This is a genomic window from Mycobacterium sp. Soil_C_30, from assembly GCF_057656995.1.
The window spans coordinates 57,162-69,214 of the sequence record NZ_JBDGJH010000007.1; the positions used below are offsets into that span (position 1 = coordinate 57,162).

General features: G+C 66.8%; 13 protein-coding genes. 11 read left to right on the plus strand and 2 right to left on the minus strand.

All coding sequences use genetic code 11. The features are described 5' to 3' along the window. Position 1 precedes the first annotated feature (1 nt). Genes AC3A6P_RS15035 through AC3A6P_RS15045 form a run of 3 tightly spaced genes read left to right on the plus strand, consistent with a single transcriptional unit; the run spans position 2 to position 1,382 of the window. Positions 2 to 457: a hypothetical protein gene (locus AC3A6P_RS15035; RefSeq protein WP_487692422.1), complete on the plus strand. Its 456-nt coding sequence runs from the start codon at positions 2 to 4 to the stop codon at positions 455 to 457. Then, positions 454 to 906, plus strand: a complete 453-nt coding sequence (locus AC3A6P_RS15040) for a flavodoxin family protein (RefSeq protein WP_487692423.1) — start codon at positions 454 to 456, stop codon at positions 904 to 906. Before AC3A6P_RS15035 ends, AC3A6P_RS15040 begins: the two co-directional genes overlap by 4 nt. 8 nt (positions 907 to 914) lie before the next feature. Beyond that, positions 915 to 1,382: a hypothetical protein gene (locus AC3A6P_RS15045; RefSeq protein ID WP_487692424.1), complete on the plus strand. Its 468-nt coding sequence runs from the start codon at positions 915 to 917 to the stop codon at positions 1,380 to 1,382. 7 nt (positions 1,383 to 1,389) lie between these two features. Here the strand turns inward: AC3A6P_RS15045 and AC3A6P_RS15050 are convergent, their stop codons facing one another. Together AC3A6P_RS15050 and AC3A6P_RS15055 are read right to left on the minus strand one after the other, a co-directional pair. Next, a complete protein-coding gene (locus AC3A6P_RS15050; RefSeq protein WP_487692425.1) occupies positions 1,390 to 2,322 on the minus strand; it encodes an HpcH/HpaI aldolase/citrate lyase family protein in 933 nt (310 codons plus the stop codon). A 21-nt stretch (positions 2,323 to 2,343) separates the two neighbouring features. After that, a complete protein-coding gene (locus AC3A6P_RS15055; RefSeq protein WP_487692426.1) occupies positions 2,344 to 3,081 on the minus strand; it encodes a dienelactone hydrolase family protein in 738 nt (245 codons plus the stop codon). A gap of 42 nt (positions 3,082 to 3,123) precedes the next feature. On the opposite strand from AC3A6P_RS15055, the gene AC3A6P_RS15060 reads away from it, so the two are divergent. From AC3A6P_RS15060 to AC3A6P_RS15095, 8 genes are all read left to right on the plus strand, one after another. Next, positions 3,124 to 3,924: a thymidylate synthase gene (locus AC3A6P_RS15060; protein WP_487692427.1), complete on the plus strand. Its 801-nt coding sequence runs from the start codon at positions 3,124 to 3,126 to the stop codon at positions 3,922 to 3,924. Positions 3,925 to 3,979: 55 nt separating this feature from the next. Next, positions 3,980 to 4,462 (plus strand): dihydrofolate reductase, encoded by a 483-nt coding sequence (locus AC3A6P_RS15065; protein ID WP_487692428.1) that lies wholly within the window; start codon positions 3,980 to 3,982, stop codon positions 4,460 to 4,462. Then, entirely contained in the window at positions 4,459 to 5,667 is a 1,209-nt protein-coding gene (locus AC3A6P_RS15070) for a winged helix-turn-helix domain-containing protein (protein ID WP_487692429.1), read from the plus strand. The genes AC3A6P_RS15065 and AC3A6P_RS15070 overlap by 4 nt, the downstream gene beginning before the upstream one ends. A gap of 336 nt (positions 5,668 to 6,003) precedes the next feature. Next, a complete protein-coding gene (locus AC3A6P_RS15075) occupies positions 6,004 to 6,816 on the plus strand; it encodes an alpha/beta fold hydrolase (protein ID WP_487692430.1) in 813 nt (270 codons plus the stop codon). 71 nt (positions 6,817 to 6,887) lie between these two features. Beyond that, positions 6,888 to 8,426, plus strand: a complete 1,539-nt coding sequence (locus AC3A6P_RS15080) for a GMC family oxidoreductase (RefSeq protein WP_487692431.1) — start codon at positions 6,888 to 6,890, stop codon at positions 8,424 to 8,426. Between the two features lie 226 nt (positions 8,427 to 8,652). Continuing rightward, on the plus strand, positions 8,653 to 9,405 hold the full coding sequence (thyX, locus tag AC3A6P_RS15085) for an FAD-dependent thymidylate synthase (protein ID WP_487692432.1): 753 nt from the start codon (positions 8,653 to 8,655) through the stop codon (positions 9,403 to 9,405). 47 nt (positions 9,406 to 9,452) lie between these two features. Continuing rightward, complete coding sequence (gene dapA / locus AC3A6P_RS15090; protein ID WP_487692433.1) at positions 9,453 to 10,355, plus strand: 4-hydroxy-tetrahydrodipicolinate synthase; 903 nt, start codon at positions 9,453 to 9,455, stop codon at positions 10,353 to 10,355. A gap of 18 nt (positions 10,356 to 10,373) precedes the next feature. After that, the gene (locus AC3A6P_RS15095; protein ID WP_487692434.1) at positions 10,374 to 12,050 is read left to right on the plus strand and encodes a ribonuclease J; all 1,677 of its coding nucleotides are present in this window, start codon (positions 10,374 to 10,376) and stop codon (positions 12,048 to 12,050) included. Positions 12,051 to 12,053: the final 3 nt, after the last annotated feature.

The following is a 12,053-nucleotide window of genomic DNA, read 5'->3' on the forward strand; positions in this document are numbered from 1 at the left end:
GATGAAGGCGGTGCGCACGCAGATCCTGATCGGGTTCTTCTGCGTGGCCCTGATCCTGTACTTCGTGATGCTCGGGCGCATCGCGGTGGCGCTCATTGCCGACGGCCGTATCGCACCCGTGGGCCTGGGCATCGCCTTGCTGTTGCTGCCGGTGGTGGGGGCGTGGGCCATGGTCGCCACCGTGCGCGCCGGGTTCGCGCACCAGCGGCTGGCGCGGCAGGCCGCCGAGGCCGGAATGGATCTCGACGTCAGTGACCTGCCGCGCCGGGCATCCGGCCGTATCGAACGTGACGCCGCCGACGCGCTGTTCAACACGGTGCGCGCCGAACTCGACGCCGATCCGGACAATTGGGTGCGCTGGTACCGCGTGGCCCGGGCCTACGACTACGCCGGTGATCGCAGCCGCGCCCGCGAGGCCATGCGCACCGCGGTGGAGATGGAGAAAGAGCGGCGGTGAGCACCCTGTTGGTGGTGCACCACACCCCGTCGCCCGGAACGCGGGAACTTCTGGAAGCGGTGCTGCGGGGAGCCCGTGACCCCGAGATCTCCGGTGTGGATGTCGAGGTGCGGCCGGCGCTGGCGGCCACGGTGCCGGACGCGCTGAACGCCGACGGCTTCCTGTTCGGTACCACTGCCAACTTCGGTTACATGTCGGGGGCGCTCAAGCACTTCTTCGACACGGTGTACTACCCGATCCTGGACCACGTGGCCGGACGGCCCTACGGTCTGTGGGTACACGGAAACAACGACACCGCCGGGGCCGTCGCCGCGGTCGAACGGCTGGCCGCCGGCCTGTCGCTCACCAAAGCGGCCGACGTCCTGGAAGTCACCGGTGCGGTGGACGCCGCCGTGCGCGAGAGTGCCTACGAGTTGGGCGGCACGCTCGCCGCGACGTTGATGAACTAGGGGGAACCATGCCCGGTATCGCTGAACTCGCCCTGGCCGGGGCGCCGATCGCCGGGGGTGCGCTGCTCGGTCTGGCGGCGGGAAACCTGCGGGCGCCCGACGTGCGCGCTGTGATCAAACAGGACATGGAACTCCTGGACCAGATTCCGCCCGAGCAGGTGGAACGTCGCGCCGAACTGCAGCGGGTGATCAACCTGCGCATCGATGACCTGATCGCCGCGGTCGACAAGAACCGTGAGATCCGGCAACTGGCGACGTCCTACCAGGGCAACTGGCGCGACATCGTGGTGTTCATCTGCACGGTGCTCTTCGCCATCATCTGGTGGAACGTCAGCCACAGCCGGTCGAACTGGTTGCCGACGTTCGTGGTGATGATCGTGGTGTCGTTGATCGCCGGCGTCTACGCCGCCCGTGGCATCCTGAGAGCCCTGGCCACATTCATGCAGTCGCGGCGGCGCGGCGAGAAGGCGCAGTGAGCCGGCTTCAGTAGTGGTAGGTGTCCGACGGAGCGGGCGCGTGCACACCCTCGTCGTCGAAGTCGTCGCCGGCATCTGATTCCTCGATACCGTACGCCCTGGCCAGATCCAGGATCTTGTTCGCCCTCGCGATACGCGGTAGGTCTGAGCCGTTGCGGATCTCGCCGCCGTCGCGTTCGAACTCGACGAAAAACTCTTTCGCCCAACTGATCTCGTCCTTCGACGGTGACAATCCCTCGTTGACCGTGCCGCACTGGTCCGGTGTCAGACAGATCTTGCCGGTCATCCCGAATTCGGTCGACACGGCGGTGGCCTCGATGAGCTTCAACGCCCCGCTACCGATGGTGGGCCCGTCGATGGCGCTGGGCAGGTGGGCTGCCTTGGCCGCGATGGTGAAGCGTGAGCGGGCATAGGCCAGGGTGGCCGGGTTGTCGCCGAAGCCGGTGTCACGGCGGAAGTCGCCGATACCGAACGCCAGCCGGAATGTTCCTTTCGCGGACGCGATCTCGGTGATGCGCTCGAGGCCGCGAGCGGTCTCGACCAAAGCCACGATCGGCACACCGGGCAGCCGCTTTGCGGTCTCGGTCACGTGGTCCACCGATTCGACCATCGCCAGCATCACCCCGCCGAGGGACGTCCCGGCCAGTGTGTCCAGGTCGTCCGCCCACCACGGAGTACCGAAACCGTTGATGCGCACCCAGTCACTGTTGCCCTCCGCCAGCCAGCGGGTGACGTTGTCGCGGGCGGCCACCTTGTCTTTGGGGGCAACGGCATCCTCGATGTCGAGGACGACGATGTCGGCCCGCGAGCGGGCAGCGGCGGCGAACCGTTCGTACTGGGCGCCGTTGACCAGAAGCCAGCTCCGGGCCAGTACCGGGTCTATCCGCGAGCCGGCGGGGTGGTTGTCGGAGAGGGGTTCGTGGTCCACCTGGTCATACACGGGCCCTATGGTCGCACGACGCTACTTCAGGGCCTGACCGAACACCTCGCGCATGGCATCCCAGTGCCGGGCCGCTGCCGCCTCGTCATAGGGGGCGTTGTCGGGCACCGCGAAACCATGTCCGGCGGGGTAGATCTCGACCGTGTGCTGCACCCCGGCGGCGGTCAGAGCCTTGTCCAGGGTCTCGGCGTCGGTTTTCGTGAACGACTGGTCGTTCTCGGCGCCGCCCACGTACACCCTGGCGCGGATCGCTTCGGCGCGAAGATGCGGGCTGTCCTCGGCGTCGGTGACCAACCCACCGCCGTGGAAGGACATCGCCGCGGCCACCCGCTCGGGCACCCGGCCGGCAACCACGATCGAGGTGCGCCCACCCATGCAGTAACCAGTGGTACCGAAGGTTTCGCCGCGCACGTCCTCACGCGCCGCCAGGTAGTCGAAGAATGTGCTGGCGTCGGTGGCCATCGCCTCCTGGGTGACCGAGCTGATCATCCCGAACAGCCGCTTGCGTTCCTCCTGGTCACCGAACACCGTCGCCATGTCGAACGGTTCCCACGTCCCGCTGCGGTAGTACACGTCGGGCACCAGGACGGCGTAGCCGTAGCCGGCCAGCTTGGTGGCCATCTCGTCGAATGTGGCGCGCACTCCGCCGGCGTCGGGGTACATGACCACCCCGGGCCAGGGACCGTTCCCGTCGGGGGTCGCGAAGGTGATCGGGCAGGTCCCGTCCGGAGTCGTGACGGTATCGGTGATCGTCGGCATGGTGTCCGTTCTACTCCAGCGTTCGGCACGTAAGCTGACGGCGTGCCGATCCCGACCCCGTACGAAGACCTGCTGCGTCTCGTGCTCGAGCAGGGCACCCCCAAGTCCGACCGCACCGGTACCGGAACACGCAGCCTGTTCGGGCATCAACTGCGGTACGACCTGTCCGCCGGCTTCCCGCTGATCACCACCAAGAAGGTGCACCTGAAGTCCATCGTCTACGAGTTGCTGTGGTTCCTGCGCGGGGACTCCAACGTGCGCTGGCTGCAGGAGCACGGGGTGACGATCTGGGACGAATGGGCCAGCGAGACAGGTGAACTCGGTCCGGTGTACGGGGTGCAGTGGCGCTCGTGGCCCACGCCGTCCGGTGAGCACATCGACCAGATCAGCGCTGCGCTGGACCTGCTGAAGACCGACCCGGATTCCCGCCGCAACATCGTTTCGGCCTGGAATGTCGGCGAGATCCCGCAGATGGCGTTGCCGCCCTGTCATGCCTTCTTCCAGTTCTACGTCGCCGACGGCGCGTTGTCCTGCCAGCTGTACCAGCGCAGCGCCGACCTGTTCCTGGGTGTCCCGTTCAACATCGCTTCCTACGCGCTGCTGACGCACATGATGGCGGCGCAGGCCGGGTTGGGCGTCGGCGAGTTCGTCTGGACCGGCGGCGACTGTCACATCTACGACAACCACGTCGACCAGGTGAACCTGCAGCTCGGTCGCGAGCCTCGGCCGTATCCCGAACTTGTTCTGGCACACCGTGATTCGATTTTCGACTACACCTACGAGGATATCGAGATCAAGAACTACGACCCCCATCCGGGCATCAAGGCGCCGGTGGCGGTGTGACACTCGGTCTGATCTGGGCGCAGCGCGTTGCCGGCGTCCAAGGCGGTGCAAAGTCGTGAGCGGCCTCAACCTGATCTGGGCGCAATCGTCGTCGGGCGTCATCGGCCGCGACAACGGCATACCCTGGCGGCTACCCGAGGACATGGCCCGCTTCAAGGAGCTCACCATGGGGCACACGGTCATCATGGGCCGGTTGACCTGGGAGTCCCTGCCCGCGAAGTTCCGCCCGCTGCCAGGCCGCAGAAATGTCGTAGTCACCCGGCAGTCTGACTACATGGCCGACGGTGCTGAAGTGGTCAGGTCCCTCGAGGACGCCCCGCTCGACGACGCCTGGGTGATCGGCGGCTCGCAGATCTACGGTTTGGCGCTGCCGCTTGCGACGCGCTGTGAGGTCACCGAGGTGGACATCGACCTGCGCAGGGAGGATGACGACGCTCTGGCGCCGGTTCTCGACGAGTCGTGGGTCGGTACCGAGGAGAACTGGAAGGACAGCTCGTCGGGGCTGCGCTACCGGTTCTACAGCTATCAACGGTCGTGAAGCTCACGGCCGCACAGGCGCGCCGGGTGGCCGTCAGCGCTCAGGGTTTCGCCGAGCCCGCGCCGCGCGGCGCGGTCACCCGCGCGCACCTGCGCAAGCTGATCTCTCGGATCCAGGTGCTGCAGCTGGACTCGGTGTCGGTGGCGGTGCGTGCCCATTATGCCCCGGTCTTCAGCCGGCTCGGGCCCTACGACCGCGATGTGCTGGACCGCGCTGCGTGGAGTCACAGCACCAGGGCGCCGCGCCTGCTGGTCGAGTACTGGGCGCATGAAGCCGCTTTGATGGCCGTCGACGACTGGCCGTTGTTGCGCTGGCGCATGCGCCAGTACCACCAGGGGCGGTGGGGCAAAGAGATCGTTGCGAAGAACCCGCAGCTCATCGACGACGTGATCGCGGCGGTCACCGAACTCGGGCCGTCGACGGCGGGCCAGATCGAAGCTCATCTGGAGTCGGAACCGCGGGGGCGTAAGGGTCCCTGGTGGGATCGCAGCGACACCAAATGGGTGGCTGAGGCCTTGTTCGCCTCCGGGGTGTTGACCACCGCCACCCGCGTCGGGTTCGCCCGGCACTACGACCTCAGTGAACGGGTGCTGCCACCGGAGGTGCTCGCCCGCGAGGTCGACGACGACGAGGCCGTCCGCGAGCTGGCTCTGCGAGCAGCGGGTGCGCTGGGGGTGGCCACCGAGGCCGATATCAGGGACTACTTCCGGTTGGCCGCAGGGCAGGTGAAACCTGCACTCGCGCAACTGGTTTCCGAAGGGCAAGTCGAACGTGTCGAGGTGGCCGGCTGGAGTGCGCCGGCCTATCTGGCGGCGGGGCAGACGGTGCCGCGGGCCGACCGCGGAACGGCGCTGCTGTGTCCCTTCGACCCGCTGATCTTCTTCCGGCCGCGGGTGGAGCGGCTGTGGAACTTTCACTACCGCATCGAGATCTACACCCCGGCGCCGAAACGGCAGTTCGGTTACTACGTGTGGCCGTTCCTGCTGGACGGCGAGTTGGTGGGTCGGGTCGATCTGAAAGCCGAGCGGGCACTCGATGCGCTCCACGTGGTGGGGGCGTTCACCGAGGACGGTCAGGATTCGGGTCGGGTGGCCGCCGCGCTGGCCAAGGAACTGACCACGATGGCGCAGTGGCTGGGCCTGGCCGAGGTGACCGTCGGCGACCGCGGCGACCTGGTGGGGGAGTTGCGGCGCGCCCTCAGGTGAAGCGCGATGTGCGGACCCTGAGGGTACCCACCCGGTAGCAGCGACCTCCGATGCGCGGGGTCGTGCCGTGCGGCCGGTGGGCGATGAGTAATGACGCTCTGCCACAGTGGATTTGGTGTCGGCGTGAGCTGGTAGGAACGCGACGACCCTGCTGTTCGCCGGGCGCCACGGCGTCGGCGACTCGCTTGACTCTCCCGTAGCGGGAGGCTGTGCCGTTTGTGTCTCGACACGCATGGACCTTGACAAACGACCTAATCCAACATGCAATATATTGCGTATTACAGCAGGCGTCAGGGCGGCGCCAGTGACCGTCCTCCTTCGGAAAGGCTTCAGAAGATGCTCAAGACTGTTCTGACGACGACGATCGTCGGGGTCGCGGTGGCGGCGCTCACGGCCGGCTGCGGGGCTGCCGAAGCCGAGCCGGCTGCGCCGACCGATCAGCCGACCGTCGTGCTGGTTCATGGTGCCTTTGCCGACTCTTCGAGCTGGAATCCGGTGATCAGCAAGCTCGAGGCCGCCGGCTATCCGGTAATTGCCGCGGCCAATCCGTTGCGCGGCTTGGCGGTTGATGCGGAGTACGTGCGCAGTGTGGTCCAGAGTGTCCCAGGTCCGGTGGTGTTGGCCGGACACTCCTACGGGGGGTCGGTGATGAGCCAGGCCGCCGACGGGTTGGCGAATGTGAAGGCGCTCGTCTACATCGCGAGTTTCATCCTCGAGGAGGGGGAGAGCACTGGGCAGGTGGCGGCGAAATTCCCCGGCGGTGAGCTGGGCCCAGCGCTGGATACGGTGCCGTTCCCAGGTCCAGGTGGTCAGGAGGGCAGTGACCTCTACATCAAGCAGGATGAGTTTCGCAGGGTGTTCGCCGCTGATGTCGCCGAAGACGTCACCGCGTTGATGGCAGCCACTCAGCGGCCCATTGCTGCTGCCGCACTGGAGGAGTCGGCAACCAAGGCGGCGTGGAAGTCCATACCGTCGTGGAACATGGTCACCACCGAGGACCTCGCCATTCCGGCAGAGTCCATGCGATTCATGGGTCAACGGGCGAATTCGCACACGGTGGAGATCAAGGCGTCGCACGCGGTGACCGTGTCTCAGCCCGATGCCGTCGCCGACCTGATCAACCAGGCCGCCGACTCGACTCGAAGCTGAACCACCGTCCGCCCACGGGGCGCTTCCGGCAGAAGGCAAACCCACAGACCGCAGACAAGTGAGGAACCCAGATGCAAGACACCACCGCCGGCCACTACGACTACGTCGTGATCGGCGCCGGATCGGCCGGTTGCGTGCTCGCCGCCCGGCTGTCCGAGGACCCGACGGTTCGGGTGCTGTTGCTCGAATCCGGTTCGGCCGACACACGACCCGAGATCGGAACCCCGCCGGCATGGCCGACGCTGTGGGGGACCACGGTTGACTACGCCTACAACACCGTCCCGCAGGCGGGCACCGACGGGCTTTCGCACAACTGGCCACGCGGCCACACGCTCGGCGGTAGTAGCAGCATCAACGCGATGGTGTTCTTGCGGGGGCATCCGAATGACTTCGATGCCTGGGCGAAGGCAGGTTGCACCGGCTGGGATTACGACTCCGTTCTGCCCTACTTCCGGCGAATCGAGACAGTCAGCGATCGAGATCCGCGTTACCGCGGCACGGAGGGGCCCATGGCCCCTGCGCCCGCCTCGGCCGAGAATGCCAACCCGCTTTCGCAGGTGTTCCTCGACGCAGCGGCCGCCGCGGGCTACCCGCTGACCGGCGATCTCAACGGCGCCTGTCCCGAGGGCGCGGGCTGGCATGACCTGTCGATCTCGCTGGGGGCCCGGCAGAGCACAGCCGCCGCTTATCTGGACCCGGTGAGCGACCTCAGACCCAACCTCACCATCTCCACCGACTCCCGGGCTCAACGACTGCGACTCGAGGGAAATCGGTGCGTCGGTGTCGACTTCCTGCAACGCGGCGAACTGGTCACCGCGCACGCAGACTCCGAGGTGGTACTCAGTGCGGGGGCGGTGGACTCACCCCGGTTACTGCTGCTGTCCGGGATCGGGCCGGCCGGCGAGCTCGAAACCGCCGGTGTCACCGTTGTGCACGACCTGCCTGGCGTGGGTCGAAACCTGCACGACCATCCGCTCTGCGGCGTCATCTACGAAGCTACCCAACCCATCCCCGCCGGCCGGACCAACCTCGCCGAGACGTCGATGCTCTGGCGCAGCCACGATTCGCTGGCGGGTCCGGACATGCAACTGATGTTCATTCACGTGCCGTTTCACCTGCCCCACCTGGAGGCGCCGGCCAACAGCTTCACGTTCGCGATAGCGACCGTGCCCGAGGCGCGCGGCTCGATCCGTCTCGCCGGCCCACAACCCGAGACTGCGCCCCTGATTGATCCGAACTACCTCGGCGTGGAGTCCGACGTACAGCGAATGCTGCACGGCCTCAACGTCGCCCGCGAGATCGCGGCCACCAAGCCCTTCGCGCCCTGGCGTGGTCGCGAGGTGCTCCCGGGACCGCACGTCATCGACGAGGCGGCGCTGCGTTCTTTCCTTGCACGCAGCACCGGCACGTATTACCACCCTGTCGGCAGTTGCGCGATGGGTACCGGGCCGGACGCGGTGGTCGACCCGGAGTTGCGTGTGCACGGCCTCGCCGGCCTGCGAGTGGCGGACGCGTCCATCATGCCCAGAATCGTCCCCGTCAACACCAACGCCGCCACAATCATGATCGGGGAGAAAGCCGCTGACCTGATTCGCAGAAGGACGATCTGAAAAGACCCGAAAACGCTTTTGACACAGCGCTATTCGTGGCGTCGGTCGCCCACGGGCGCTCTGATCACGACGGGACGGCGCGCTGCTTGCGGGAGCAGGCCACCCCGGATGTTCGTGTCATCGACCTTGGTTTCGAGCGCAGTCAACGGGGCGCAGTGCGAGCCGGCGCGGCGCCCGGGCTCGTCCCTCGCCCGCATCGGCGATCGACTCCCGTTAGGCTCACCGCGTGGCCGAGACCGCCCCGCTGCGCGTGCACCTGATCGCCAAGACCGAGTTCACCGCCCCACCCGGCGTGCCCTGGGACACCGACGCCGACGGCGGGCAGGCCCTGGTCGAATTCGCGGGTCGGGCGTGCTATCAGAGCTGGTCGAAACCGAACCCGAGAACCGCCACCAACGCGGGCTACCTGCAGCACATCATCGACGTCGGACATTTCTCCGTTCTCGAGCACGCCAGCGTGACGTTCTACATCACCGGCATCTCGCGCTCATGTACACATGAGCTGATCCGGCATCGCCACTTCTCGTTCTCCCAGCTCTCCCAGCGTTACGTCCCCGAGCACGACTCCCAGGTGGTGGTGCCGCCGGGAATCGAGAACGACCCCGAACTCGAGCAGCTGTTCACCGAAGCCGCCGACGCCAGTCGCAGGGCCTACACCGAGTTGCTGCGCCGCCTGGAGGACAAGCTGGCCGACGTGCCCAATGCCACGCTGCGCCGCAAACAGGCGCGTCAGGCCGCCCGCGCGGTGCTCCCGAACGGCACGGAGACCCGCATCGTCGTCACCGGTAACTTCCGCGCGTGGCGGCACTTCATCGCCATGCGGGCCAGCGAGCACGCCGACATCGAGATTCGCCGGCTGGCCATCGCCTGCCTGCGGCAGCTGGCCGGGACGGCCCCGTCGGTGTTCGCCGATTTCGAGATCACCACGCTGGCGGACGGCTCGGAGGTGGCGACCTCGCCGCTGGCCACCGAAGCGTAGGTCAGCACGCTGCGAACCGGCTTGCTGTGGCAGGTAACCTTAGGCCCGTGAGCACCAGCGGAATCGACGTCAGCGCACGTTTGGGCACCGTGCTGACTGCCATGGTGACGCCGTTGCGCCCGGACGGCTCCCTCGATCTGGTGACCGCCAAGAAGCTCGCGAACCACCTGGTCGACAGCGGCTGCGACGGCCTGGTCGTCTCCGGCACCACCGGTGAGAGCCCCACCACCACCGATGACGAGAAGCTCGCACTGCTGGGCGCTGTCCTGGAGGCAGTGGGTGACCGGGCACGTGTCATCGCCGGAACCGGTACCTACGACACCGCGCACAGCGTGCACAACTCCAAGGCCGCGGCCGCTGAGGGGGCGCACGGGCTTCTCGTGGTCACCCCGTACTACTCGCGACCACCCCAGTCGGGCCTGATCGCACACTTCAACACCGTCGCCGACGCCACCGACCTACCGGTGATCCTCTACGACATCCCGCCGCGGTCGTCGATCCCGATCGAGTGGAACACTCTGCGTGAACTGGCGTTCCACCCCAACATCGTCGCTGTCAAGGATGCCAAGGGGGACCTGCACGGCGGGGCGCTGACCATGGCCGAGACCGGCCTTGCCTACTACTCCGGCGACGACGCGCTGAATCTGCCGTGGCTGGCCATGGGGGCCACCGGCTTCATCAGCGTGTGGGGCCATCTGGCCGCGGGTGCGCTGCGCGACCTGCTCACCGCGTTCAATTCCGGTGATCTGTCCACCGCCCGCAAGATCGCGGTCACGCTGGCGCCGTTGAGCGCCGCGCAAAGCCGTCTCGGCGGTGTCACGCTGTCCAAGGCCGGGCTTCGTCTGCAGGGCATCGAGGTCGGTGATCCCCGGTTGCCGCAGATGCCTGCCACCGATGCTCAACTCGAAACACTCGCCGCCGACATGCGCGCGGCCGGTGTGTTGCGCTGACAAGAGGATGAACCAAACGTGAGCACCGACCTCGCTCCGCCCGGACCGCTCGCCCCCGGCGGACTGCGAGTCACAGCATTGGGCGGTATCGGCGAAATCGGCCGTAACATGACCGTTTTCGAGCATCTCGGTCGGCTCCTGGTCATCGACTGCGGGGTGTTGTTCCCCGGTCACGACGAGCCCGGCGTCGACCTGATCCTGCCGGATCTGCGGCACATCGAGGATCGGCTCGACGATATCGAGGCGCTGGTGTTGACCCATGCGCACGAGGATCACATCGGCGCCATTCCACATCTACTGAAACTACGTCCCGACATCCCCGTGGTCGGCTCCAAGTTCACCTTGGCGCTGGTGGCCGCCAAGTGCCGCGAGCACCGCATCAAACCGGTGTTCACCGAGGTGGCCGAAGGGCAGAGCAGCAATCACGGCGTGTTCTCGTGTGAATACTTCGCCGTCAACCACTCCATCCCGGACGCGCTGGCCATCGCGGTCTACGCCGGGGGCGCCACCGTCCTGCACACCGGTGACATCAAGCTCGACCAGTTACCGCTCGACGGCAGGCCCACCGATCTGCCGGGGATGTCGCGCCTCGGTGACTCCGGCGTGGACCTGTTCCTGTGCGACTCGACCAACGCCGAGATACCCGGCGTGGGCCCGTCGGAAAGCGAGATCGGTCCCAACCTGCACCGGTTGATCCGCTCTGCCGAGGGACGCGTCATCGTGGCCTGCTTCGCGTCGAATGTCGCTCGGGTACAACAGATCATCGACGCTGCGGTGGCGCTGGGCCGCAAGGTCTCCTTCGTGGGCCGCTCCATGGTGCGCAACATGGCCATCGCGAAAGAACTCGGTTTCCTCAACGTCGCCGACGACGACGTACTCGACATCGGTGCGGCGGAGATGATGCCTGTCGACCGGGTCGTGTTGATCACCACCGGTACTCAGGGCGAACCCATGGCGGCGCTGTCGCGGATGTCACGCGGCGAGCATCGCAGTATCACGCTCACCGACGGCGACCTGATCATCCTGTCGTCGTCGCAGATCCCGGGGAACGAAGAGGCGATCTTCGGGGTCATCGACGCGCTGGCCAAGCTGGGTGCGCGGGTGGTGACCAATCAGCAGGTGCGCATTCATGTGTCGGGACACGCTTACGCCGGAGAGCTGCTGTTCCTCTACAACGGGATCCGCCCGCGGAATGTGATGCCGGTGCACGGAACGTGGCGACACCTGCGGGCCAACGCCGCGCTGGCCGAGAAGACCGGGGTGCCCGCCGATTCGATCGTGCTGGCGGAAAACGGCGTCAGCGTCGACCTGGTGGGCGGCAAGGTCAGCATTGCCGGCGCCGTGCCGGTGGGCAAGATGTTCGTCGACGGCCTGATCATGGGTGACGTCGGTGACGCCACACTCGGCGAGCGCCTGGTGTTGTCATCAGGATTCATCGCGGTGACGGTGATCGTGCGGCGTGGCACCGGAAAGCTGGCCGGGCCGCCGCATCTGCACTCGCGCGGGTTCTCGGAGGACCCCAAGGCGTTGGAGCCTGCCGCGCGCAAGGTCACCACCGACCTGGAAAGCCTTGCGGAGCAAGGAGTCACCGATGTCACCCGCATCGCTCAGGCCGCGCGTCGTGCCGTGGGCAAGTGGGTGGGCGAGACGTATCGGCGTCAGCCGATGATCGTGCCGACCGTCATCGAGATCTGATCC